The sequence below is a fragment of the Arthrobacter sp. H14 genome, from assembly GCF_000520495.1.
Classification (GTDB): Bacteria; Actinomycetota; Actinomycetes; order Actinomycetales; family Micrococcaceae; genus Arthrobacter_C.
Genome location: NZ_KI914687.1, coordinates 51,261 through 74,668 on the forward strand (window position 1 = coordinate 51,261; position 23,408 = coordinate 74,668).

General features: G+C 63.1%; 25 protein-coding genes. 18 read left to right on the top strand and 7 right to left on the bottom strand.

The window, feature by feature from the left end:
- The first annotated feature begins 51 nt into the window (after nt 1–51).
- From Y707_RS0118695 to Y707_RS0118710, 3 genes are all read left to right on the top strand, one after another.
- On the top strand, nt 52–342 hold the full coding sequence (locus Y707_RS0118695) for a YciI family protein (RefSeq protein WP_026536208.1): 291 nt from the start codon (nt 52–54) through the stop codon (nt 340–342).
- 141 nt (nt 343–483) lie between these two features.
- A complete protein-coding gene (ispG, locus tag Y707_RS0118705) occupies nt 484–1,638 on the top strand; it encodes a flavodoxin-dependent (E)-4-hydroxy-3-methylbut-2-enyl-diphosphate synthase (protein ID WP_026536209.1) in 1,155 nt (384 codons plus the stop codon).
- Nucleotides 1,639–1,753: 115 nt separating this feature from the next.
- Nucleotides 1,754–2,659 carry a GNAT family N-acetyltransferase gene (locus Y707_RS0118710; RefSeq protein WP_253905260.1) on the top strand — a complete coding sequence of 302 codons (906 nt, stop codon included), beginning with the start codon at nt 1,754–1,756 and terminating at the stop codon, nt 2,657–2,659.
- A 77-nt stretch (nt 2,660–2,736) separates the two neighbouring features.
- Here Y707_RS0118710 and Y707_RS0118715 read toward each other — a convergent pair whose 3' ends face one another.
- Genes Y707_RS0118715 through Y707_RS0118725 form a run of 3 tightly spaced genes read right to left on the bottom strand, consistent with a single transcriptional unit; the run spans nt 2,737 to nt 4,840 of the window.
- Nucleotides 2,737–3,345: a TetR/AcrR family transcriptional regulator gene (locus Y707_RS0118715; protein ID WP_026536211.1), complete on the bottom strand. Its 609-nt coding sequence runs from the start codon at nt 3,343–3,345 to the stop codon at nt 2,737–2,739.
- Nucleotides 3,342–4,097 carry an ABC transporter permease gene (locus tag Y707_RS0118720; RefSeq protein ID WP_026536212.1) on the bottom strand — a complete coding sequence of 252 codons (756 nt, stop codon included), beginning with the start codon at nt 4,095–4,097 and terminating at the stop codon, nt 3,342–3,344. Before Y707_RS0118720 ends, Y707_RS0118715 begins: the two co-directional genes overlap by 4 nt.
- Nucleotides 4,094–4,840, bottom strand: a complete 747-nt coding sequence (locus Y707_RS0118725; protein WP_026536213.1) for an ABC transporter ATP-binding protein — start codon at nt 4,838–4,840, stop codon at nt 4,094–4,096. Before Y707_RS0118725 ends, Y707_RS0118720 begins: the two co-directional genes overlap by 4 nt.
- A gap of 158 nt (nt 4,841–4,998) precedes the next feature.
- On the opposite strand from Y707_RS0118725, the gene Y707_RS0118730 reads away from it, so the two are divergent.
- Nucleotides 4,999–6,798, top strand: a complete 1,800-nt coding sequence (locus Y707_RS0118730; protein ID WP_026536214.1) for a proline--tRNA ligase — start codon at nt 4,999–5,001, stop codon at nt 6,796–6,798.
- Between the two features lie 6 nt (nt 6,799–6,804).
- The gene (locus Y707_RS0118735) at nt 6,805–7,602 is read left to right on the top strand and encodes a sulfite exporter TauE/SafE family protein (RefSeq protein WP_026536215.1); all 798 of its coding nucleotides are present in this window, start codon (nt 6,805–6,807) and stop codon (nt 7,600–7,602) included.
- Nucleotides 7,603–7,637: 35 nt separating this feature from the next.
- Here Y707_RS0118735 and Y707_RS0118740 read toward each other — a convergent pair whose 3' ends face one another.
- Nucleotides 7,638–8,624: an aminoglycoside phosphotransferase family protein gene (locus tag Y707_RS0118740; protein WP_026536216.1), complete on the bottom strand. Its 987-nt coding sequence runs from the start codon at nt 8,622–8,624 to the stop codon at nt 7,638–7,640.
- The gene (locus Y707_RS0118745) at nt 8,621–9,631 is read right to left on the bottom strand and encodes a DUF4439 domain-containing protein (RefSeq protein ID WP_026536217.1); all 1,011 of its coding nucleotides are present in this window, start codon (nt 9,629–9,631) and stop codon (nt 8,621–8,623) included. The genes Y707_RS0118740 and Y707_RS0118745 overlap by 4 nt, the downstream gene beginning before the upstream one ends.
- Nucleotides 9,632–9,700: 69 nt before the next feature.
- On the opposite strand from Y707_RS0118745, the gene rimP reads away from it, so the two are divergent.
- The 5 genes from rimP to rbfA all read left to right on the top strand — a co-directional run bounded on the left by rimP (nt 9,701) and on the right by rbfA (nt 15,368).
- Nucleotides 9,701–10,351, top strand: a complete 651-nt coding sequence (rimP, locus tag Y707_RS27495; protein ID WP_253905261.1) for a ribosome maturation factor RimP — start codon at nt 9,701–9,703, stop codon at nt 10,349–10,351.
- Between the two features lies 1 nt (nt 10,352).
- Entirely contained in the window at nt 10,353–11,342 is a 990-nt protein-coding gene (gene nusA / locus Y707_RS0118755) for a transcription termination factor NusA (protein ID WP_026536218.1), read from the top strand.
- 78 nt (nt 11,343–11,420) lie between these two features.
- Complete coding sequence (locus Y707_RS0118760; RefSeq protein WP_035782638.1) at nt 11,421–11,786, top strand: YlxR family protein; 366 nt, start codon at nt 11,421–11,423, stop codon at nt 11,784–11,786.
- A 138-nt stretch (nt 11,787–11,924) separates the two neighbouring features.
- Nucleotides 11,925–14,837: a translation initiation factor IF-2 gene (infB, locus tag Y707_RS0118765; protein ID WP_026536220.1), complete on the top strand. Its 2,913-nt coding sequence runs from the start codon at nt 11,925–11,927 to the stop codon at nt 14,835–14,837.
- A gap of 72 nt (nt 14,838–14,909) precedes the next feature.
- Nucleotides 14,910–15,368, top strand: coding sequence for a 30S ribosome-binding factor RbfA (gene rbfA / locus Y707_RS0118770; RefSeq protein ID WP_026536221.1), 459 nt, complete (start codon nt 14,910–14,912; stop codon nt 15,366–15,368).
- Between the two features lie 90 nt (nt 15,369–15,458).
- Here rbfA and Y707_RS27500 read toward each other — a convergent pair whose 3' ends face one another.
- Nucleotides 15,459–16,172 (bottom strand): TetR/AcrR family transcriptional regulator, encoded by a 714-nt coding sequence (locus Y707_RS27500; protein ID WP_051442196.1) that lies wholly within the window; start codon nt 16,170–16,172, stop codon nt 15,459–15,461.
- 106 nt (nt 16,173–16,278) lie between these two features.
- Between Y707_RS27500 and Y707_RS0118780 the strand changes: the two genes are divergently transcribed.
- The 8 genes from Y707_RS0118780 (at nt 16,279) to Y707_RS0118830 (ending at nt 23,181) form a co-directional block, all read left to right on the top strand.
- Entirely contained in the window at nt 16,279–17,316 is a 1,038-nt protein-coding gene (locus Y707_RS0118780) for an NAD(P)-dependent alcohol dehydrogenase (RefSeq protein ID WP_253905262.1), read from the top strand.
- A 72-nt stretch (nt 17,317–17,388) separates the two neighbouring features.
- Nucleotides 17,389–18,324, top strand: a complete 936-nt coding sequence (locus Y707_RS27505; protein ID WP_333782860.1) for a DUF4389 domain-containing protein — start codon at nt 17,389–17,391, stop codon at nt 18,322–18,324.
- Nucleotides 18,325–18,357: 33 nt separating this feature from the next.
- Nucleotides 18,358–19,293, top strand: a complete 936-nt coding sequence (truB, locus tag Y707_RS27510; RefSeq protein WP_275451233.1) for a tRNA pseudouridine(55) synthase TruB — start codon at nt 18,358–18,360, stop codon at nt 19,291–19,293.
- A complete protein-coding gene (locus Y707_RS27515) occupies nt 19,293–19,688 on the top strand; it encodes a hypothetical protein (RefSeq protein ID WP_035782605.1) in 396 nt (131 codons plus the stop codon). The genes truB and Y707_RS27515 overlap by 1 nt, the downstream gene beginning before the upstream one ends.
- A 3-nt stretch (nt 19,689–19,691) precedes the next feature.
- Complete coding sequence (locus tag Y707_RS0118810; RefSeq protein ID WP_026536224.1) at nt 19,692–20,120, top strand: hypothetical protein; 429 nt, start codon at nt 19,692–19,694, stop codon at nt 20,118–20,120.
- Nucleotides 20,117–21,253 (top strand): GNAT family N-acetyltransferase, encoded by a 1,137-nt coding sequence (locus tag Y707_RS30150; protein ID WP_081745006.1) that lies wholly within the window; start codon nt 20,117–20,119, stop codon nt 21,251–21,253. The genes Y707_RS0118810 and Y707_RS30150 overlap by 4 nt, the downstream gene beginning before the upstream one ends.
- Nucleotides 21,254–21,325: 72 nt before the next feature.
- Nucleotides 21,326–22,099, top strand: coding sequence for a DUF4345 domain-containing protein (locus Y707_RS29195; protein WP_081745012.1), 774 nt, complete (start codon nt 21,326–21,328; stop codon nt 22,097–22,099).
- Nucleotides 22,100–22,176: 77 nt separating this feature from the next.
- A complete protein-coding gene (locus Y707_RS0118830) occupies nt 22,177–23,181 on the top strand; it encodes a bifunctional riboflavin kinase/FAD synthetase (protein ID WP_026536225.1) in 1,005 nt (334 codons plus the stop codon).
- On the opposite strand, the gene Y707_RS0118835 is transcribed toward Y707_RS0118830, so the two are convergent.
- The coding region (locus Y707_RS0118835) for a response regulator (RefSeq protein ID WP_026536226.1) at nt 23,178–23,408 on the bottom strand (231 nt) is incomplete at its 5' end. The genes Y707_RS0118830 and Y707_RS0118835 overlap by 4 nt on opposite strands.

Here is a 23,408-nt window from a genome sequence, read left to right on the forward strand (position 1 = left end):
CGGGCGGATTGACCTTAAAAGTGAGGTTCAACTAACAGTGAGGATCAACGCATGAGTGTTTTTGTTGTCGAATATGTTTATGAGGCGGAAACGGCTGCTGCACGGAATGAGCTATTGCCTACACACCGGCAGTGGCTCAAAGAGCGCGTCGATTCCGGCCGGGTTCTGTCCTCGGGCCCGTACGTTGACGGTGCCGGCGCACTGCTGCTGTTTACCGCCGATTCCGAAGCCGCCTTGCTGGAGGAGCTTAAGCAGGATCCCTTCAACCAGGCAGGCCTGGTATCAGGTATGCGCGTGAAGGAGTGGAAGCCGCTGCTCGGCGCGTTCACGGAACACGCGTAGGGCGCACCCGCGCGGTGCCTGACAGGGCCCGTGGCGTTGCCTCATGCCCGCTGGATCGCCGATTCAGCGGATCAAGAGGATAATGGAATCCGGCGTCTTCATCGGCGTCATCACTGAAGCAATCACACATGGAGGCACGTTTTGACCTCGGTCAACCTGGGAATGCCGGAAGCCCCGCCACCCACCCTGTCCCCGCGCCGTAAGACGCGCCAGATCAAGGTCGGTACCGTCGGTGTAGGTTCGGAATCTCCCATCAGCATCCAGTCGATGACGACCACGCAGACCACCGACATCAACGCCACGCTGCAGCAGATTGCGGAGCTGACGGCGTCGGGCTGCGACATCGTACGTGTGGCCTGTCCGACGGAGGCCGATGCCGAGGCTCTACCGATCATCGCGAAGAAGTCGCAGATCCCGGTTATCGCCGACATCCATTTCCAGCCGAAATACGTTTTTGCTGCAATTGAGGCCGGTTGCGCCGCCGTACGAGTGAACCCCGGAAACATCCGCAAGTTTGACGATCAGGTCAAGGAGATTGCTCAAACCGCCAAGGATCACGGCACTTCGCTGCGCATCGGTGTCAACGCCGGATCACTACACCCCAGCCTGCTGAAGAAGTACGGCAAGGCCACTCCGGAGGCCCTCGTCGAATCGGCCGTCTGGGAAGCGTCGCTGTTCGAAGAGCACGACTTCCATGACTTCAAAATCTCGGTCAAGCACAACGACCCGGTGATCATGGTCCGGGCGTACGAGCTGCTGGCACAGGCGGGCGACTGGCCGTTGCATCTCGGTGTGACGGAGGCCGGGCCGGCGTTCCAAGGCACGATCAAGTCCGCCACCGCTTTCGGTGCGCTGCTCTCGCAGGGCATTGGCGACACCATCCGCGTCTCTCTGTCGGCACCGCCCGTCGAGGAGATCAAGGTTGGCGAGCAGATCCTGCAGTCGCTGAACCTCCGGCCGCGCAAGCTCGAAATCGTTTCCTGCCCGTCCTGTGGGCGGGCGCAGGTGGACGTATACAGCCTGGCCGACGCGGTCACCGCAGGACTGGAAGGCATGGAAATTCCGCTGCGTGTGGCCGTGATGGGATGCGTCGTCAACGGTCCGGGCGAAGCCCGCGAGGCCGACCTCGGCGTTGCTTCCGGCAACGGCAAGGGCCAGATCTTCGTCAAGGGCGAGGTGATCAAGACCGTGCCGGAGGACCAGATCGTGGAGACCTTGATCGAGGAGGCCAACCGGATCGCGGAGGAACAGGGTTTGAGCGAGGAAAGCGGCAGCCCCGTCGTCAGCGTCAGCTAGGAACCTGGTAAACACTGTTCAGGGACTATGGCGCAGGCCGTTTTCCTGACAGACTCGTGGGTAGATATTGGCGTAGGACATATTGGGGTGGCTGGTGGCGAGGATTCTGTCCAAAGTGGCACCGTGGCTGGCCTCCGGAACGAGGGCACACCGGCGTGATCCGGCGTTGCACCGCTACAAGCCCGCTCAGGGGTCCGTACGGGTGCTCGACGACTCCGATACGGCGGAGCTGTGGGCGTTGGTGAACCGGAATCCTGTAGCCAACATTTTCGTCGCCTCCCATTTGGAGAACACCAAAACCGCAGCCCCCACACCCGCCGGCGGCCAAATCCTCGGCTACGACGACGGCGCGTCCCTCGCGAGTGCGTGCTGGGCCGGAGCCAATATCGTCCCTGTCGAAACGTCTCCGGTGGCGGCCCAGGAATTCGGCCGGTACCTGGTGGCCACCGGCAAGTCGTTTTCGTCGATCTTCGGCCCCTCCGACGCGGTGATGGATCTGTGGTCGGAACTGCAGACAAATGCGTCGTCGCCGTTTGATGTGCGGCCCAACCAGCCGCTGATGGAGCTGCGGACAGGTCCGGCCATCGAACCGCATCCTGGCCTCCGGTTCAGCACCATGGAGGACTTCGACGCCCTGCTGCCTGCCTGCGTGGCCATGTTCGAAGAAGAAGTGGGCTATTCACCGCTCGTGGGCGGGGACCAGTTCTACAAGCAGCGCATCGCCTCGTTCATCAACCGCCGCCACTCGATGGTCGACTTCGACGGCGGCGGCGAAGTTGTTTTCAAGGCGGAGCTGGGATCGGTATCGTCTCAGGTGACGCAGATCCAGGGTGTCTGGATGAACCCCGCCTACCGTGGCCGGGGACTGAGCGCGGCCTACCTTGCCGCCGTCGTTCTACTGGCCCGTGAACACGCGCCGGTAACGAGTCTGTACGTCAACGACTACAACGCCCCCGCAATGGCCAGTTACCGCAATGTGGGGTTTGAACGGGTCGGGACCTTCGCCACCATTCTGCTCTAGCGCCCACGGCACGGTTCTGCTCCAGCGCAGACGGTTCATTGCAACCTGTAACCGCTGCCTCACTCTTTTCAGCGTGGTCATGCCTGCCAGTTTCCCAGGTCGCCGGTCAGGTAGTGCTGGACGGTGGGGGAGACCAGTCGCACCACCTCTTCGCTGCTGAGCGAGGCCAGAGGTTCGAGCTTGACCACGTACCGGCTGACAATCAGGCCAAAAACCTGGCTTACCAGCAATTCACCCCGTAGCTGAGCTTCATACTTGTCGCATGCCATGCCGGCCATGATGACGTTCAGGACCCGCCTGCGCAGGACTTCACGCATCAGTGCGGACTGTGACTTGGACCCAATAGTGGTGCGGACCAAAGTGAGCAACGCAGGCTGCAGGGGCGAGTCCCAAAGCGCCAGCAGCGTCCGCACCAGGGCGGCCCCGCGTTCAGCCGGAGGCAGGGTTGCGACGCCGGCGAGCACCTCGCGGGGATTCGCCGGCAGTTCCACGCTTGCCGCCAGCAATGCCTCTTTGCCGTCGAAGTAGTGATGTACCAGCGCAGGACCCACCTCCGCTTCGCGGGCAATGCTGCGCAGGCTCGTTCCCTCGTACCCATGTTCGGCGAAAAGCTTCTGCGCGGCGGTCAGGATCTGTCCGCGGGTGTCTCCACCTCCGCCGCGGCGTCCGCGCCGGGACGTACTCACCGGCTCTGCCGCCTCAGGGTCAGCGAAGCCAGGATTAGGACAACGACGACGCAGCCCGCGATGATGGTCAGATCGGTCCACAGAGCGCTGGTGGCATCGGTGTTTGCGGCTATTTCCTGCAGGGCGTCAACCGAATAGGTTAGCGGCAGCGCATTGGAGATTGCCTCCAGCCAGTCCGCCATCCCGTCCCGGGCGACGAACAATCCGCATAGCAGGATCTGCGGAACGACGACGACCGGCATGAACTGGACGGCCTGGAATTCCGTGCTCGCGAAGGCCGAACAAAGCAGCCCAAGCGCCACCGCCAGCACGGCGTTGATGACGGCAACCAAAATCACCAGGCCGGGACTTCCATCGATCTCTAGGTCGAACACGAAGTACGCGAACGCCGTCGCAACACCGGCCTGCAGCGCCGCCATGATCGAGAAAGCCAGCCCATAGCCGAAGAGCAGATCAACCTTGTGGATCGGCGTCGTCAGGATCCGTTCCAGGGTCCCTGAGGTGCGCTCGCGGAGCATGGTGATGGAAGTGACCAGGAACATCACCACAAAGGGGAAAATCGCCAGCATCATCAGGCCGACCCGGTCGAAGGTGCGCGGTACGCCCGACGGCAGTGTTTCGTTCTCGAACAGGTAGTACACCACGGCCAACAGCAGGGCAGGCACCACCAGGATGAGGCCGATGCTTCGTGGATCATGCCGCAGTTGCTTCAGCACGCGGGCGGCGGTGGCAAGCATCATTGACATGTTCATGCTGCTGTCTCCTTCGGCAGTGAGCGGATGAGCCGCAGGAAGGCAAGTTCCAGATCGTCCGTCCCGCCGAGTTCGCGGAGCTTGCCGGGAGTGAGCTGTGCCAGCAGGCGTCCCTCGCGCAGCAGCAGTAACGAATCGCAGTGCGAGGCTTCCTCCATGACGTGACTGGGAATGATCAGGGTGGTTCCCGCCGCAGCCATCGCCGCAAACTGCTCCCACAGTTCGACCCGGAGCACCGGATCGAGCCCTACGGTAGGTTCGTCGAGAATCAGTACGTCCGGGCGGGATACCAGGGCGCAGGCCAGTGAGACGCAGCTGAACTGGCCGCCGGAGAGGTCTGCGGTTTTGCGCTTGGCGAACGGACGCAGCCCAACGGCGTCGATCGCCTCATCCGTCCGTGAGCGGGGCATCGAGTGCAGGGCGCCAAAATATTGCACGTTGTCTTCGACCGTGATGTCCGGATAGACGCTTGGAGATTGGCTCACGTGCCCTGTTTTGCTGCGCAGGGCGGCGCTTCCGGCGGGATGGCCGAGCACTTGGATGCTTCCGGCGGAAATATGCTGAACGCCCACGATGGCGCGCATCAGCGTGGTTTTTCCACTCCCTGAGGGCCCGAGGAGGCCGGTGATTGCTCCGCCGCCAATAGTGAAATCCAGTCCGTCCAGAACCGTTGTTTTACCCCGCCGGATCTGCAGTTCATTGACGACGACGGCCGCGGCCGGATCCGCTTGAGGATATGACATGGGAACTTCCTTGCGAGTAATTCACCAGTTGATGAATTAAAGCTAAGCCGCAGAGTTTCTCCCGTCAAGGTTCAAGTGGTAACGGGCGTGCGCATGAGCGGTTAGATTAGTAGTCGAGTTGTTTTACGATCAGTTGCTTCACAGAACGGAGACCACCGGTGGTCCTTCGCCTTTCCTCGCTGTTCTTGCGCACTCTGCGCCAAGATCCCCACGCCGCCGAAGTGGCCAGCCATAAACTTCTGGTGCGCGCCGGCTACATCCGCCGGGCCGCTCCGGGAATCTATTCGTGGCTGCCCCTGGGCCTTCGGGTGCTGGCCAAAGTCGAGGCCGTCATCCGCGAGGAGATGGCCGCCATCGGATCCCAGGAAGTCCACTTCCCGGCACTGCTGCCGCGCGAACCGTACGAGACCACGAACCGGTGGACCGAATACGGCGACAACATCTTTACGCTCCAGGACCGCAGGGGCTCGGACTACCTCCTCGCCCCCACGCACGAGGAAATGTTCACCTTGCTGGTGAAGGACTTGTACAACTCCTACAAGGACCTTCCGTTGAGCCTGTTCCAGATCCAGACCAAGTACCGCGACGAGGCGCGGCCGCGGGCGGGTCTGATCCGGGGACGAGAGTTCATCATGAAGGACTCTTACTCCTTCGACATTGACGACGACGGCCTCGACGTCAGCTACGAGGCCCACCGGCGCGCATATGTCCGCATTTTCGAGCGCCTCGGCCTGGAGGTCGTCGCCGTTTCCGCCACCTCCGGGGCGATGGGCGGGTCACGGAGTGAGGAATTCCTGCACCCGACGCCGATAGGCGAGGACACCTACGTACGCTCACCGGGCGGTTATGCGGCCAATGTCGAGGCAGTCACCACCATCATCCCCGACGAGATCGACTTCTCGAATGCTACGGAAGCACGCGTTGAGCACACCCCGGACACGCCGACGATCGATACACTGGTGGCCACCGCCAACACCAAGTTTCCCCGGGAAGACGAGGACTGGACGGCTGCGGACACACTGAAAAACGTGGTCCTGGCTGCCGTCCTTCCCAGCGGAGAGCGACAGATCGTCGTCGTCGGGCTGCCCGGCGACCGCGACGTCGACCTCAAGCGGATCGAAGCCAACATCGGGCCGCACCTGCAAACCGGTGGCGAGGTCATCATGGAGACCGCCAACGACGCGGATATTGCGCGCAACCCCCAGCTTGTCAAGGGCTATGTGGGACCGGGATTGAGCACCGGCTCCCCAGTGCTTGGCACTGAAGGATCCACCGGACTGCTGTACTTGGTGGACCCGCGTGTTGTCAGCGGCACCACCTGGATCACCGGCGCGAATACGTCCGGCATGCATGTCTTCGGACTGGTGGCCGGCCGGGACTTCAGCTGGGACGGAACCATCGAAGCCGCCGAGGTATGCGCAGGCGATGAGGCTCCCGACGGCTCGGGAAAACTTGAATCGGCACGCGGGATCGAACTGGGCCATATCTTCCAGCTCGGCCGCAAGTTCTCCGATGCACTGGACCTGAAGGTGCTGGATAAGAACGGCAAACTCGTCGTCGTCACGATGGGCTCGTACGGCGTCGGAGTGACGCGCGCCGTAGCAGCGCTCGCCGAGGCAAATCACGACGAGAAGGGTCTGACGTGGCCCCGCCAGGTGGCGCCGGCCGATGTCCACATCGTGGCCGCAGGCAAGGATGCCGAGGTGTTTGAAACTGCCGGAAGAATTTCCGAGGAGCTGGACGCCGCCGGCATCGAGGTCATGTATGACGACCGCCAGAAGGTTTCACCCGGGGTCAAGTTCGGCGACGCTGAACTGATCGGCATTCCCACCCTTGTCGTGGTGGGCAGGGGACTGGCCGACGGCGTTGTCGAGGTGAAGGACCGCGTTACCGGAGAGGCGAACAAGGTTCCGGTAGGAGAAGCCGTGGCCCACCTCACCGAACTCGTCCGAGGATAGTTTGAGGTGGGTTCAGGACTCGAGGAGCTTCAGCTTGCAACGATAGTCCTGATCGTCCTCGCCGGTTTCGCGGCTGGCTGGATTGACGCCGTCGTCGGTGGTGGCGGGTTGATCCAGCTGCCTGCACTGCTGCTCGTGCCGGGGATCGGGCCGGTACAGGCGCTCGCGACGAACAAAATGGGCTCCATCTTCGGCACGACCACCAGCGCCATCACATACTTCCGCAGGGCCAGACCGGACTTACGCACAGCATTGCCGATGGCAGGGATTGCCCTGGCGGGAAGCTACGGAGGCGCCGTGTTCGCGGCACTGCTGCCGGCGTCGGTATTCAAGCCGATGATTGTGGCCGCCCTGATTGCCGTCGCGCTCTTTACGGCATTCCGGCCGACGGTTGGAACGTTGACGAAGCTGCGCCATACCGGACACCGGCACTACGGGGTCGCCGTCGCGATCGGGCTGGTTATCGGTTTCTACGACGGGCTGCTCGGTCCCGGGACGGGCTCGTTCCTCGTTATCGCCATGGTGACCCTGCTGGGGTACAACTTCCTGGCCGCCAGCGCCAAGGCCAAAATCGTCAACATGGCCACAAACATCGGCGCGCTGTTGTTCTTTGCTCCGAATGGATACCTGCTGTGGGGACTCGGTCTTGTGCTGGGCGTCGCGAATATGGCCGGTGGCTATCTGGGGGCCCGGATGGCTATCACCAAGGGCAGCAAGTTTATCCGCGTCGTCTTCCTCGCCGTGGTATCGGTGCTGATCGTCAAACTCGGCTACGACGTCTGGGCGGAGAACTTCACCGGCTAGCTGTATTAACCAGCTGGCGTGGGGCTGCGGGAAGGCTAAGGTTCCGGCAGCTCATGTACGTCGGGAAGACCGGGGTAGGTCCTGCCCGCCATGGCGGACGCAACCCACAGCGACCGTGCAGCTTCGGCAGCCATACCGTCCTCATACGACCAGATCGCGTTTTGGACTTCCCGCACCAGGCTCCACTGGCGCGCGAGTTCGTTATCCAGTCCTGCGGCGGCGCACAGCCGGGCCTGCCGGTCCAGCAAGGCTATTTCCGGGTTCTTGTCGGGCAGTTCACCCAACCGGTTCCACAGCATTGGCGCGACGGCGAATTCGGCATCGCCAATAACCGGTTTGGGGTCGATGGCCAGATACCAGTGCGGTTCCTCGAGCGAGGCAAGGATGTTGAAGTAGTGGAGGTCGCTGTGCACCAGGACGTCGGCGTTCCTGCGCCGGCCGACGGCACCGTGCACCTGGCACACTTCCAGGGCAGCTTCAAGAAGCCAGCGTTCGAACGGGCGGCCCAGCTGTTCCCACCGCTGCGGGAACTCGTCCGTCCACTGCTCCGCCTGGGCCGCCAGCAGCGGGAACGTATGACGGGAGGCTTCCGGAACCGTGACGGCGAGCCGGCGGACCAGTCCTCCCCAGACGGACAACGCCTCGGCCATCGGCGCGTCCGCCAACGAACGGTCGCCGTCGAGCCGCTCCAGCAGAAGCACCAGCTCCGGTTTGTCCGCTTCCAGCAGCCGGACGGCTCCGGTGCCGTCCCAGAGCTCCAATGCATCGGCCTCGGCCAGGGCCTCTTCATGCGGCAGCGTGAGTTTGAGCACCGCCCGGGTGCCGCCGTGCCGCCGCACCGGGATGACGACGCCGGTGTGGCCAGTCCACGGGGCCCTTCCATCGGGAAGGTCCAGAGTGAGATCCCAGCGGCGCATGTAGCGCTCGTACTGCTGCGGAAGCTGGGCCAGCCAGGTGCGGCCGGCGGGTTCGGAACGCACATTGCGCTCCAGGGCGGCAGGGAGTTCGAAGCCGGGGATCATCCGCGGTTCTCCCACTGCTGGGCTCTCAGCGAAGCGCGGGTGAGCATGCTGATCGACCATGCCCGCACGTCTGCGCTGCTGAGCCCGACGAGATCGGCGTACATCGCTGCGAGATCCTCCTCCACCCGGGCAAGACCATCCGCGGGGTCCTCCCTGAATCCATCCGGGAGGGCGTAGGCAGGTTCGGCCACCGGGACTTCGGCACACAACGATTCCAGCATCAGCTCTCCCTGCTCCAGGGCACGGGTGTGCTGCCGCAGCCGCTCACGGAAGCGGGAGAACAGGGGCCCGGCGAACTGCGGGGTGGCAACTTCATAGGCGTAGACGGTGCGCTGCAATCCGGAGTAGGTGGCCTGCAACGCCGTTGCCGGCTTCGCCTCAGCTGTCCGGGATCCCTGGCAGTCGACCAGATCGGCACGATCGGCGCCCGCCGGTACACCATCGGCGCCCGCCGGTAGGGGAGGGAGGCCGGGAGCGGGCAGCCCCGCCTTGCCGGCAAGCGAGGTGGCCTGCACGAATTGTTGTGCCGACACGGTGGCCAACAGACCCGCCAAGCCTGCCTTCACGTCACGGGCGTCGAGCCGCATGGTCTCCGCATTGGCCGCCAAAGCGGCCACGAGACCGGGAACTGTTGGAGCCGGCGCGCTTTCCTCCGTGCCTGAATCAACCGGCGAAGGCAACGGGGATGGTCCGGGACGGGGAGATGCTGGAGCCGGCGCTGCCAATTGTGAAGCATGGCGGGCCAGCATATCCGCGGTGCTGATGAGTGCACGTTTCATCCCGCCGGGTGCGGCATTTCCGGCCAGTTCACGCGCGCGTGACTGCAGCGATTTTGCCTCGGCGCGCGCCATACTTCGTGCCATGCCCGTTACGCTCGGCGGGTCCGGTTGAGGCCGGGTCCGGTCCGCTACAACAGTGCCCAGACTGAGCACGAGCAGGGCGACAACGGAAAGCAGAACTGCAGTCTTCGCCTTGGCGGCGGCGGACTTCTTTCCGGTCGGCTTCACAACAGACGATGATCTCACGTTCGCCCGCTTGGTGTATGCATTGCGAAGTCGCCGTCCAATGCATCGACTGTGGAGAATTGTCGTTACGCTAGTAGCTACAACATCATCGAGTGGGAGGCAGTAATGGTCCGGCCTAATCACAATCCGGGGGACGCGGAGCAGACCCGCGCAGAATCGCACCGGCTGCGTGAACTGCTGGAACCAACCGTTTCGGCTCACGATCTCTACTTGGAGGACGTACAGGTGAAGCCCGCAGGCACGGAACGCACGGTTTCCGTCGTCGTCGATCTTCATGAGAACCGGACCGGCGGTGTCAACCTCGACACTATTTCCCATGTTTCTGCTGAACTTTCCCGCGTCCTCGACGAGGACCCCCATGACACAGCACGGCCGTACCAGCTGGAAGTCTCTTCGCCGGGGGCGGCCCGTCCACTGACGGAACCCCGTCAGTGGCGGCGTGCCCGGGGCCGGCTGGTGAACATGACAATGGTGGACGGCGGTGATGTCACCGGGCGTCTTCTCGACGTCGACGACGACGGCGTCACAGTCCGTCCCCAGGTGCAGGTAAAAAAAGGCATGAAGCCCAAAAAGGGCGAACCCACCCACTTTGCCTTTGAGCAGGTGCGCATGGGTGCGGTGGAAATTGAATTCTCCCGGGTCGACGAAGACCTTGACGGCGGAACCGCCGGGAACCATACTTTTTCAGCTGAGGAGGCCTGAGATGGATATCGATATGAGCGCATTGCGGCTGCTTGAACGCGAGCGGGAAATCCCTTTGGATCTGTTGATCCCCACCATCGAGCAGGCATTGCTGGTCGCCTATCATAAGACGTCCGGCGCGCACGATAAGGCGAGGGCGGAGCTGAACCGCAAGAGCGGCCACGTCACTATCTGGGTGGCGGAGCTCGACGACGACGGCACAGTGGTCGGCGAGTACGACGACACCCCGGCCGGCTTCGGGCGGATCGCGGCCAGCACGGCCCGCCAGATCATTCTGCAGAGGCTGCGGGATGCTGAGGACGACAATATCCTTGGCGAATTCCGCGGCAAGGAAGGTGAGCTGGTTTCCGGGCTCATCCAGCAGGGGCACAACCCGCATATGGTCCAGGTTAATCTTGGTGCCGTCGAGGCTGTCCTGCCGCCGCCAGAGCAGGTCCCCGGCGAAAACTATCTGCACGGCGCACGGCTTCGCGCGTATGTCGTCGACGTCCACCGCGGCATGAAGGGTCCTTCGATTACGCTGTCCAGGTCGCATCCCGGCCTGGTCCGGAAACTTTTTGAGATGGAAGTTCCGGAAATCGCGGACAAATCGGTGGAGATCATCGCCCTCGCCCGCGAAGCTGGTCATCGTTCCAAAATTGCTGTCAAGGCTGCCGTTCCGGGGTTGAATGCCAAGGGTGCCTGCATCGGCGAGATGGGGTCCCGTGTCCGCGCGGTCATGAACGAGCTCAACGACGAGAAGATCGACATCATTGATTTCAGCGAGGATCCGGCGACGTTCATTGGAAATTCGCTGTCGCCGTCGCGCGTGGCATCGGTAACGATCGTCGACGAGCAGCTGCGCCAGGCCAGGGTTGTGGTTCCCGATTACCAGCTCTCGCTGGCCATCGGCAAGGAAGGGCAGAATGCCCGGCTTGCGGCCAAGCTCACCGGCTGGCGCATCGACATCGTTTCGGACGCTGCCCCGGCACAGGTGCAGGCGTCAGAGTAGACTCACACCTTCCGGTTCGTGGCAAACGGGCCGGAAGCGCTAGAATGTATGTGGCCGGGTCATTCGACTGTGCAATCGATGCGAGAGGTGCCACTGGTGGTAACGACGAAACGTCAACCACTTCGGACCTGCATCGGGTGCCGTAATCGAGCAGCCCAAAGTGAACTTCTGCGGGTGGTGGCCACCAATTGCGACGGCACGAACGCCGTCGTTGTCGATGCCCGCCGCCGCATGGCAGGCCGGGGTGCCTGGTTGCATCCCAGCCGGTCCTGCTTGGTAATGGCTGTGAAACGCCGTGCGTTCAACCGTGCTTTTAGAGGCCAGGTTGAAACCCGGAATGTGGAGAGTTATTTCAACGCAGCGGAATCCACCGGAACCTCCGGAGGACCCATGACAACCGTCCAACCTGAGAGCGGGTCAGTAATGAAGATGGAAACCCGATGAGTACCCAGCGATGAGTGCCCAACGATGATTCATTTGTTGTGCTTTAAAAACGACCGCGCACTTGCCATGAGTGCTCAAAGTCGCAGTAGGAAATAGACGGTTCGTGCCTGACTCGGTGCGAGCCGAGACAGGAGAAATGTGGCCAAGGTCCGCGTACACGAGCTCGCCAAAGAGCTCGGGATTACCTCTAAAGATGCAGTAGCAAAACTGCAGGAGATGGGCGAATTTGTTCGCTCAGCCTCATCAACTATTGAAGCGCCCGTGGTGAAGAAACTCCGCGGCGCATTCCCGGCCGCCGATTCCAAGACGGATGGCAAGGGTGGCGGCTCCAAGCCGGCTGCAAAGGCCACCGACAAGGACGGCACGACGGAGAAGCAAAGCGCTCCGGCCGGGACCGGCAGCAAACCGGCAGCGCCCAAGCCGGGAGCAACCACTGCCGCACCCAAGCCGGGAGCAAAACCAGCCCCAGCAGAGCCGGAGCAGCCTGCACCGGCTCCCGCGCCCGAGAAGCCCGTCGAGGCTGAAAAGCCGGCAGCGGAAGCTGAAAAGCCTGCCGCGGAGCCGGAAGCGCCCGCAACCGGGACGCCAAATCCCGCAGCGGAGGATGCAACACCGGCACCAAAGCCTGGTGCCCGTCCTGCCCCCAAGCCTGGAGCCAAAGCGACACCATCCGGCGCACGCCCAGGATCAGGTGGGCCACGTCCCGGGAACAACCCGTTTGCCACTTCGCAGGGTATGCCCCGCGGTGGCCGCGGTTCGGATCGTTCAGGCGGTCCCCGTCCGGGCAACAATCCGTTTGCCACCTCGCAGGGTATGCCCCGCGGCGGCCGTGGCGAAGGATCGGGCGAGCGCTCAGGCGGTCCCCGTCCGGCAGCAGGATCCGGCGGCCCACGTCCTGGCGCACCGCGTCCGGCCGGTGCCGGCGCGGCTCCCCGTCCGGGTGGCGGAGCCCGTCCCAATCCGAACATGATGCCTGGCCGCACCGATCGTGTGGCACCTCCCGGACGCGGCAATGACCGCCCGGGTGCAGGTCCGCGCCGCGGTGCCGCTCCCGGCGGCGGTCCCGGAGGCCCTCCGGGTGGCGGCTTCGGCAAGGGTGGCCGCGGACGCGGTGGAACCCAGGGTGCCTTCGGCAAGGGAGGCGCCGGCCGCGGCAAGCAGCGCAAGTCGAAGCGGGCAAAGCGGCAGGAACTGGAGCAGATGTCAGCGCCGAGTGTCGGCGGTGTCACGGTTCCCCGTGGCGATGGCAGTACGGTTGTCCGTCTGCGCCGTGGTTCATCGATCACCGACTTCGCCGAGAAGATCGATGCGAATCCCGCATCGCTGGTGACCATCCTGTTCCACTTGGGCGAGATGGCTACCGCTACCCAGTCCCTGGACGAGGACACGTTCGCGTTGCTCGGTGGCGAACTTGGCTACAAACTTCAGGTGGTTTCACCAGAGGACGAGGAGCGCGAACTGCTCGATGCCTTCGATATCGACCTCAATGCAGAACTTGAGGCAGAGGGCGACGAAGAGCTTCAGGCCCGTCCTCCGGTAGTGACCGTCATGGGACACGTTGACCATGGTAAGACGCGCTTGCTGGACGCCGTCCGCAACTCCGATGTAATGACCGGAGAGCACGGCGGCATCACCCAGCACATCGGTGCCTACCAGATTCACCGTGAACATGAGGGCAACAACCGCGCTATCACCTTCATTGACACCCCGGGTCACGAGGCGTTCACCGCCATGCGTGCCCGTGGTGCCAAGGTCACCGACATCGCGGTGCTGGTGGTTGCTGCCGACGACGGCGTCATGCCGCAAACGGTTGAGGCACTGAACCACGCACAAGCGGCCAACGTGCCGATTGTCGTGGCAGTGAACAAGATCGATAAGGAAGGCGCCAACCCGGAGAAGGTCAAAGGCCAGCTCGCCGAGTACGGTCTGGTGCCGGAGGACTATGGTGGCGACACCATGTTCGTCAACGTCTCCGCCCGGCAGAACGAAAACATCGACGAACTGCTTGAAGCGGTCCTGCTGACTGCGGATGCCGCTCTCGATATGCGCGCCAATCCGAACAAGGATGCACGTGGTATCGCCATCGAGGCGAACCTGGACAAGGGCCGCGGCGCGGTGGCAACTGTGTTGGTCCAGTCCGGAACGCTCAACGTCGGGGACACCATTGTGGCGGGCAAGGCCCACGGCCGTGTCCGTGCCATGTTCGACGAGAACGGCGATACAGTCGAAAAGGCCGATCCTTCGCGTCCGGTGCAGGTGCTGGGATTGTCGACCGTGCCCCGCGCTGGTGACACCTTCCTGGTGACTCCCGACGAGCGGACAGCACGGCAGATCGCTGAGAAGCGTGAGGCGGCGGACCGTAACGCGGCTCTGGCCAAGCGCCGCAAGCGCATCACGCTGGAGGACTTCGACCAGGCTGTGGCCGAGGGCAAGATCGACACCTTGAACCTCATCCTCAAGGGTGACGTTTCCGGTGCGGTTGAGGCTCTTGAAGACGCCCTGTTGAAGATCGACGTCGGAGATGACGTGCAGCTGCGCGTCATCCACCGCGGTGTCGGTGCCATCACGCAAAATGACGTCAACCTCGCCACCGTGGACAATGCCATCATCATCGGCTTCAACGTCCGTCCCGCGGAGCGGGTCTCCGATCTGGCAGACCGCGAAGGCGTGGACCTGCGGTTCTACTCGGTTATCTACGCGGCAATCGACGATATTGAGAATGCGCTCAAGGGCATGCTCAAGCCCGAGTACGAGGAAGCCAGTCTCGGCACGGCGGAGGTCCGCGAGGTCTTCCGTTCCTCGAAGTTCGGCAACATTGCCGGTTCGATCGTCCGTTCCGGAACCATCCGCAGGAACACCAAGGCACGTCTGGTGCGCGACGGCAAGGTCGTGGGGGACAACCTCACCATCGAGTCGCTCAAGCGCTTCAAGGACGACGCGACCGAGGTCCGCGAAGGTTTCGAATGCGGTATCGGCCTGGGGTCGTTCAACGACGTCAAGGAAGGCGACACCGTCGAGACGTTCGAAATGCGGGAGAAGCCGCGCGCCTAAGGCGTCGATCGATAATGCAAGAATCTGCGGAGGCGCTCCATCGAGCGCCTCCGCTCAGGCAGGAGAAAGATAATGGCTGATCCAGCACGTGCCGCGAAACTGGCGGACCGGATCAAAGTAGTGGTCGCACAGGCGTTGGAGCGACGGGTGAAAGACCCGCGGCTGGGCTTCGTCACGGTGACCGACGCCAGAGTAACCAACGATCTGCAACACGCGACGGTGTATTACACCGTCTACGGTGATGAGGACGAGTCGGCGGAAACGCGCCGTGCGCTGGAGTCCGCCAAGGGCATTCTGCGCGCCGAGGTAGGCAAGAACATTACCGTGCGGTTGACACCGACGCTGGAGTTCGTCCCGGATGAGATCCCGGTTAACGCCAGCAACCTCGAGGAGCTTTTGCGTACCGCCAAGGAGCGGGATGCGGAGGTGGCGTCACTGGCCGCTGAGCAGAAGTACGCGGGCGAACCGGATCCCTACCGTCGTAAAGACGATGAGGAAGCCGCTGAGGCGGACGGCTCCGACCGGCCGTAACCCCGTACCAGATAAAGAGAAGGCCCGCCGGGCTGCCCATAGCATAATGACTTCGGGCAGTCCGGCGGGCCTATTTCATGCCTGGGAACGCTAACCGGGCCGGGACGCTGGGGGTGGAAGCGCCCCGCCACGGTCTGAAATGGACGCAGCCAGGCCATCAAGGATGAGGTCGAGCCCGAACTCGAACTCGTTACCGAAGTCGTAACCCGGTTGGAGGACGTGCTCGGAAGCCATCTCTCTCAGATGGGGGTAGTCGCCGGCGGAGAATAATTGCACAATGGGTTCGGTGACTTCAGCGACGGTTCCCGGGCCTTTGAATGGCAGCGCCGCTTCCTGAAGGGCGAAACCGTAGATATAGCTGTCGAGCAGGGCGTAGGCGTGGGCTGTCATCTGTACGGAAAACCCCGCCGCCCGCAGAGTGCCCAGCGTCGCGTCATGGTGCTGCAGCGTGGCAGGTCCGGGAGTGGTCCGGGACTCGAGCAGGCCGATGGCCCAGGAATGACAGCGTAGAACCCGCCGCGCAGACTGTGCCCGGCGGTGCATCCCGGGCCGCCAATCGCCCCCGGCAGAAGGCAAATCGATTTCGCTGAAGACGAGATCCACAATGCCGTCAAGGATCTCGTCCTTATTGGCAACGTAGTGATAGAGCGACATTGGCTTGGTTTCAAGCGCGCGGGCCAGCGAGCGTATCGTCAGCGCCCCAATTCCCTCCCGGTCTGCAACTGCCAGGGCACAGCGGAGAACTCTCTCCCGGCTGAGGGGAGTCCGCTCACGGCGGCTGCTGCGGCTGGATTTTTCAGGCATATTGCTCCCGGAGGACTCTATCGCTTTCGTACAGTGTACGTTACCATATTTCGTACAGTGTACGAATGCGTACTGCTGGACAGCATTTGGTCAGGAAGAACAACCCATGACATCTCAACAAGAACGTGCCCCAAAGAGAAATGCCGCAAACGGCACGACGACGGCAGCCGACACGATGCGGGCGATCGTGCAGGACTCTTACGGGTCGGCCGACGTCCTCCGCCTGGCGCAGATACCCCCTCCCCGAATAGCCGACAATGAGGTGCTGGTGCGGGTTCACGCCGCAGGACTGGACCGGGGAACGTGGCATCTGATGACGGGCAAACCGTATCTGCTGCGCCTGGGTTTTGGATTCCGCAGGCCCAAGGACCGGGTTCCCGGAACAGACGTCGCAGGAACGGTTTCCGCGGTCGGGCCGGCAGTGACCGGATTCGCCCCAGGCGACGAAGTGTTTGGTTTCGGGAAAGGGGCCTTTGCCGAATACGCCGTGGTGCGCGAGGACAAGCTTGCCCGCAAGCCGGCCAACCTTTCTTTCGAACAGGCGGCAGTGGTGCCGGTATCAGCGTCCACCGCGCTGCAGGGCCTCTGCGACGTCGGCCGCGTTCAGCGGGGGCAGAAAGTACTCATCATCGGTGCATCCGGCGGTGTCGGCAGCTTTGCAGTACAGCTGGCTAAAGCCCTTGGGTCCGACGTCACCGGCGTATGCAGCACGGCAAAACTCGACTTCGTGCGATCCCTCGGCGCTGACCATGTCATCGACTACACCGGTACCGACTTCGCAGACGGCGCCCACCATTACGACTTGATCCTCGACATTGCAGGAAATCCGGGTCTCTCACGCCTCCGCAAAGCCCTCACAGCCAATGGAACGGCGGTCATCACCGGCGGCGAAGACGGCGGCAACTTCTCAGGGGGAATGAACCGCCAGTTCCGGGCCCTTGCTCTATCAGTCTTGATACGCCAGCGGTTAACCATGTTTGTCGGCAAAGTGCGTTCCAGCGACCTCCAAAGACTTACTGGATTCATCGAGGCGGGAACGGTGACGCCGGGAATCGACAAGACGTATCCGCTGGACCGGATGCCGGAGGCCATGCGCTACTTCGACGCCGGGCAGGTACGTGGAAAGGTCGCCATCACTATCTAAATACGAGCAGCCCTCCGATCCGCCGTCCACCCGGCCAACAGTTTTATCGTGTGAAAGAAGAAAGTCATGTCAATGTCAACGCCGAACGAATCCCCGCGGCAGTCCCGGCCGCCAGCCGGCAAAATGAGCCCCGTACACATGCTCATACTCATCGTGGGAGTGCTGCTGTCTGTCGCCTCTCCGGCCGTGCTCGCCAATTCGGGACCGGTACTGCTGGGCCTGACCCTGCTTGCGGGCGGGCTGGCCCTCATTATCATTGGAGCCGCCGGCCTTGGCCGGGGCATCCAGGCACAGTCTCCCATGACGCCGGATGATGAGACCGACGCCTCTGCCTACCCAACCCGGTTGGTCGGGCAATTGGACCCCGCGCTGTCGAGATGGATGTGGTTGCTCAAGTGGCTCTTGGCCATCCCGCATTACATAGTGCTCTCCATCCTCTGGATTGCGTTCCTGGTTGTGACCGTGGCCGCCGGCCTGGTGATTCTGTTTACCGGCCGTTATCCAGCCTCGCTCTTCCAATTCACGGTCGGCGTCCTTCGTTGGAACTGGCGGGTCTCGTTCTACGCCTATGGAGTGCTTGGCACAGACCACTATCCGCCTTTCACCTTGGCGCGTACGGACTATCCAGCGGAATTCGACGTGGCCTATCCTGCCAAGCTTTCGCACTGGAAAGTGCTGGTGAAGTCCTGGCTCCTCGCCTTGCCGCAACTGCTTATCGTCGCTGCTCTTACCGGAGGAGTGTGGGCTTCGACAGACGGTTCGAACACCGGGTCGGCCAATGGCATCTCGCTGCTCAGCCTCCTGGTCCTGATCACCGCCCTCATCCTGCTGTTCACCGGGGTCTACCGGCTTGGACTGTTCAACCTGCTGATGGGTATTAACCGGTGGATATACCGCACCATTACCTACACGGCCTTAATGCGCGACGACTACCCGCCGTTCAGGCTTGACCAAGGGCCGCTCGAACCACCCGCAGAACGGAGAGATGTGGGAAATGTACCGCTGTAACGGGCGGCCTCCGCAGCACCCTATACTGGGTGGGTGACTTCTGGGCTGACCGGATCGGGATTGGTGATCGTAGACAAGCCGGAGGGGTGGACCAGCCATGATGTGGTCGCCCGGATGCGGCGCTTGGCCGGTACGCGCAAGGTGGGCCATGCCGGGACACTGGATCCGATGGCCACCGGCGTACTCGTCGTCGGAATCAACAAGGCCACCAGGCTGCTGACGTACATCGTCGGCGTCTCCAAGACCTACACGGCCACCATCCGATTGGGCCAGAGCACCATCACCGACGATGCCGAAGGCGATGTCACTTCCGAAACCAGCGCGGCCGGCGTGGGCGAAGCTGCGGTGCGTGCCGCCGTCGAACGCTTAACTGGAGACATTGAGCAGGTGCCCAGCAGCGTCAGCGCCATCAAGGTTAATGGCAAGCGTTCCTACGCCAAGGTCCGGTCGGGCGAAGAGGTGAAACTCGCCGCGCGGCCGGTCACCGTATCGGAATTCTCAGTTAATGGACTCCGCCGCGTTCCGGCTGGCGAAGAGTTGGCCGGCGGCGACGAGGGTGAGTACCTGGACGTGGACGTGACCGTCGAGTGCTCCTCCGGAACCTATATCAGGGCCTTGGCCAGGGATCTCGGCGGCATTCTGGGGGTCGGCGGGCATCTGACTGCCTTGCGCAGGACGCGGGTCGGTCCGTATCGGCTCGATCAGGCCCGTACGCTGGAGCAGCTGGCCGAAGAACTCACCGTCCTGGACATTTCCACCGCCGCGCGGGCACTGCTTCCCGTTCGGGAACTTACTACGGACGAGGCGGTGGAGTTGTCGTTTGGCCGAAGGATTGCCGCAGGAGCCGGGACGGAAACGGTGGCGGCCTTCGCTCCGGACGGATCCTTGGCCGCGCTGCTGGAAAACAAGGATGACGCCGCCAAGCCGGTGCTGGTTTTTGCGCCGGCCACGGGAGGACACCAGGAGTAATGGATGGATACTTTTACGCGGTATTGATCGTCGGCTTGTTGTCCACGGTGGTGTGCGTCGCCGGCGGCATCAGGGGAATAGGCCCCAACGACATCACGATCCTGTCCGTGGCCGCCGTCGAGCTGACCCTGTTGGTGTATCTGGCCGGCTCCATCATCAGTGCCATCGGCGCAGGAGGACCGTCAGGACCGGCCTGGGAGTTCTGGGGCTATCTCGTGACGGCGCTGGTCATTCCCCTCGCGGCCGTCTATTGGTCCTTGATGGAGCGCAGCCGGTGGAGCAACTTCGTGCTCGGATCGGTCGGGCTGATCGCCCTGGTCATGACCGCGAGGATGAACCAGATCTGGTACGGGCCGCAGCTGGAGGGCGCGGCGCTTGCCGCCTGGATTTTCTAGCCGATGGCCACCACGGAGGAAGAAACATTGAAATCATCCCGGTCCAGCGGACCCGGGCGGCTGATCATCGCCGTCTATGCGGTATTTGCGCTCGCCGCCACCGCACGTGCAGGTTTCCAGATCGCAACAAAGTTCTCTGAAGCGCCGGTGGCCTACAGCCTCTCCGCCTTCGCCGCCGTCGTCTACATCCTGGCTGCAGTATCGCTGGCCAAAGCGGGCCCCCGCTGGTTCTGGACATCGGTGCTGGCCGTCAGCGTCGAAATGGTCGGTGTACTCACGGTCGGCGCGGTCACTCTGGCGAGCTCTGCGGCCCTGCCCGACGATACGGTCTGGTCAGCCTTCGGCCGGGGATATGGATTCGTTCCGCTGGTATTGCCGATCGTCGGCTTGTGGTGGCTCTATTACAATCGTTCGGACAGGGAACGCCGATGAAGAGCGACGGTGTGGTCAGACTGCGGAGGCTGCGGGTTGCGGATGCGGAAGCGTTCGCCGCGCTGTCCAGCGACCCCGAAGCCGTCCAGTGGTCCAATGGCAGTCCGGATTATTCGGCCGCGGACGCGGCGCTGTTCATAGCCGGCGATGCAGAAAAAGGCTGGGAGAGCGGAAAGACGCTGCGCTGGGCGGTTGCCGATGACGACAGTGATGCACTCCTCGGGACGGTCGCGCTGCACCGGGTGCACGCCGGGGGAGCGGAACTGGGTATCAAGCTCGCATCCGGCTCCCGGGGCACCGGGGTTGCCCTGCGCGCCGTCGAACTGGTGCTGGATTATGCCTTCAATGAGCGGGATCTGTCCGTGGTGCACTGGTACGCCAAAGTGGGGAATTGGGCCAGCCGGAAGCTGGCACACCGGGCAGGGTTTTCGCTGCAGGGAACCGTGCGGTTGCTGGCGGACGACGGCGATGGCCGCGCCGACTGCTGGATCCTGACCATGACCACATTCGATCACCGGCGGATCAGCGGACCCAGCGGAGAGCCGCAGACGGGCAACCTGGAGGTGACCGCCGTCGTACCGGAGCTGTCCGACGGCACAGTGGTGCTGCGCCGGCTCGGGGAGCGGGACGTGGCGGCACTTACCGAAAACTGCCAGGATCCTGCGGCGGTGAAGTGGACGAGTGTTCCGGAGGGTTACACCGAACAGGACGCCCGGGATTACATTTTCACCCATGTGCCTGGGGCCTGGGAGAGCGGAGAACAGCAGAACTTCGCCATTGCCCGCGCGGAGGACGGCCAATTGCTGGGCACCATTGGCCTTCACCGCTTCCGGCCCGGAACCGCCGAGGTAGGGATCAATATGGGGCCGGAATCGCGGGGCAGCGGCGCCGCGGAATGGGCGGCCCGCCTGCTGATCGGGTACGCGCTCGATCAGCTGAATCTGCAGTACCTGCACTGGCAGGCAGGTGTTCCCAACTGGGCAAGCCGGAAACTGGCGTGGAAGCTCGGCTTCCGGCACGAGGCGACGATCCGTGGTTACTTCGTCCAGCGGGGTGTTCCCACCGACGCCTGGATCATGACGCTGGCGGCCGACGATCCCCGAAGTCCCTGCGAACCGTGGATGGGGCCGTAACCGCTTTCCACCCTGCACCGGCCGTGAGAGTATGGCTTCACCCAGTACTGTCCTTGAGGTGAGGTGTTGAACATGTCCCAGCCCGGTCCGGACTCCTCCAACGGTCCAGCCAAGGAACAGGCGGGAAAGCCGGCTGGAGACGAGGGCAGGAACGCTTCTGGTGCTCAGGGCCGCAACCCAGCAGGAGCCCAAGGCAAAGACCCCGCGCCTGGAACGGCGCCGACCACCAAAATCGGGTCCGGCCCATCCAATACAAGTTCCGTGTCGCCCCGGCCGGCCGACAGTGCTGCGACCAAACCGATACGCACGGATACCGCGACCGGTGGAAAGCGCGACGCTCCCGATAAGCGGGACGCCCGTGGCAAAACCGGAGCCGATGGGAAGGCAGCCGAAAGCGGCGATGAGAACCGCGGCGATTGGAAACTGTTCCGGGCCGCCGTCGCGCTGGTGGGACTGCTGCTGTTGGGATTCGGCGTTTTCCAGGTCCTGTTGGGGACAGCGGGGCTGCCCGGGCCGGCGTCGGAAACCACACCTACTTTGGAAAGCAACTACCGGTACTTCGCCGCGCTGCTCGTGGGTGTCGGAGCAGCATTCCTGACCATCGCGGTGAAATTCGAATGGGCGAATGTTCTCTGGTTTGTCTGCACCATGGTTTTTATAGGCGGTATCGCCCGGGTGATTTCCTGGGCCCTTTCCGGAACTCCCCACGTCATCATGATCGTGCTGATGGTCCTCGAACTTGTGGTCCCGCCCGTGCTGGTGGTCTGGCACCGCTGGTTGGTCAAAACGGCGGAGCTCAAGCGCACTTATTCCCACCAGCAGGGAACCGCGCAGGGCCCGCGTTAAATTATCAACGGCACTATCAGCCATAATGTTAAGGACCCGTTCCGGGGCACAACACTGCAGCGCTCGCGAGGAGATACGTGCACTACTGGAAAGACCTGGCCGAGGTTCCCGGCGGCTTCGGTCCATCGGTGGTCACCATTGGAAACTTCGACGGCGTGCACCGGGGACACCAGCAGGTTCTCTCGCAACTGATCACCGCGGCGCAGGAGGACGGATGTGCCGCTGTGGCAGTTACCTTCGAGCCGCATCCGGCCAAGGTGCACAGGCCCGAAAGCGCGCCGGAGCAGATCATGGGCCTCGAGGACAGGCTGGAAACGCTCGAAGCAACCGGGCTGGATGGCGTTCTGGTGATGCATTACACCCTGGAGTTGGCCGCAAACACGCCCGAGGAGTTCGTTCGGAAGGTCTTTGTCGATACGCTCGGCGCTTCCAAGGTGTTCGTCGGCCACGATGTCCGCTTCGGCAAAGGCAACAGTGGGGACCTGGAAACCATGAAGCAGCTGGGGGAGCAGTACGGTTTCAGCGTGGCCGTCATCAACGAATTCGGGTCGGACGTTCCCGGTCCGCACATCGATTCCGCCGTAGCGAACGGCAGCAACGCGGTCGACCGCCGGTGTTCATCCACCTGGGTCCGTGAGCTGTTGAACGACGGCGATGTGCAGACCGCGGAGCAGGTCCTGGGCCGGCCGCACCGGGTCCGCGGCGAAGTGGTCCATGGAGCGGCACGCGGCCGCGCGCTGGGTTTTCCCACCGCGAACCTTGCCCCTGCGGCAACCGGGTTCATCCCGGCGGATGGAATTTACGCCGGCTGGATGACGGACGCCGCAGGACGCCGGTGGCCGGCCGCCATTTCCGTGGGCTCGAACCCGACCTTCGAGGGCGTCTCCCGCCAGGTCGAGGCACACGTCATCGACCGCCCGGAAGAGGCACCGGACGACTTCGATTTATACGGCCAGATGGTAGTCGTCGAATTTGTTGATCGGCTTCGCGGGATGGTGGCCTACAAGGGGCCGGAGGCGCTGGTCCATCAGATGCGGCTGGACGTGCAGCAGACCCGCGATGTGCTGAAAGCCGCCGGCTAACGCCCCACTGCCAGATGGACGGCATCAATCAGGGCACCCTTGGGGCTGCCCTTGGGGAGGAAGGCCACAGCTCCTGCGGCTTCCGACTGGGACAACCGCTCCTGTCCGGCGTCGACGCTGATCAGCACCACCTTCGCACCCGGCAGCGCCGCCAGGATCTTCTCCGTCGCACTGATTCCGTCCAGCAACGGCATATTGACGTCCATGACGACGACGTCGGGCCGCAG

What these genes read in the sequence shown, in the direction of transcription:
- Y707_RS0118695 (WP_026536208.1), top strand. Translation starts at nt 52, where the DNA reads ATGAGTGTTTTTGTTGTCGAATATGTTTATGAGGCGGAAACGGCTGCT.
- Y707_RS0118720 (WP_026536212.1), bottom strand. Translation starts at nt 4,097, where the DNA reads ATGAACATGTCAATGATGCTTGCCACCGCCGCCCGCGTGCTGAAGCAA.
- Y707_RS0118725 (WP_026536213.1), bottom strand. Translation starts at nt 4,840, where the DNA reads ATGTCATATCCTCAAGCGGATCCGGCCGCGGCCGTCGTCGTCAATGAA.
- Y707_RS0118740 (WP_026536216.1), bottom strand. Translation starts at nt 8,624, where the DNA reads ATGATCCCCGGCTTCGAACTCCCTGCCGCCCTGGAGCGCAATGTGCGT.
- nusA (WP_026536218.1), top strand. Translation starts at nt 10,353, where the DNA reads ATGGATATCGATATGAGCGCATTGCGGCTGCTTGAACGCGAGCGGGAA.
- Y707_RS0118760 (WP_035782638.1), top strand. Translation starts at nt 11,421, where the DNA reads ATGCGAGAGGTGCCACTGGTGGTAACGACGAAACGTCAACCACTTCGG.
- rbfA (WP_026536221.1), top strand. Translation starts at nt 14,910, where the DNA reads ATGGCTGATCCAGCACGTGCCGCGAAACTGGCGGACCGGATCAAAGTA.
- Y707_RS27500 (WP_051442196.1), bottom strand. Translation starts at nt 16,172, where the DNA reads ATGCCTGAAAAATCCAGCCGCAGCAGCCGCCGTGAGCGGACTCCCCTC.
- Y707_RS0118780 (WP_253905262.1), top strand. Translation starts at nt 16,279, where the DNA reads ATGACATCTCAACAAGAACGTGCCCCAAAGAGAAATGCCGCAAACGGC.
- Y707_RS27505 (WP_333782860.1), top strand. Translation starts at nt 17,389, where the DNA reads ATGTCAACGCCGAACGAATCCCCGCGGCAGTCCCGGCCGCCAGCCGGC.
- Y707_RS27515 (WP_035782605.1), top strand. Translation starts at nt 19,293, where the DNA reads ATGGATGGATACTTTTACGCGGTATTGATCGTCGGCTTGTTGTCCACG.
- Y707_RS0118810 (WP_026536224.1), top strand. Translation starts at nt 19,692, where the DNA reads ATGGCCACCACGGAGGAAGAAACATTGAAATCATCCCGGTCCAGCGGA.
- Y707_RS30150 (WP_081745006.1), top strand. Translation starts at nt 20,117, where the DNA reads ATGAAGAGCGACGGTGTGGTCAGACTGCGGAGGCTGCGGGTTGCGGAT.
- Y707_RS29195 (WP_081745012.1), top strand. Translation starts at nt 21,326, where the DNA reads ATGTCCCAGCCCGGTCCGGACTCCTCCAACGGTCCAGCCAAGGAACAG.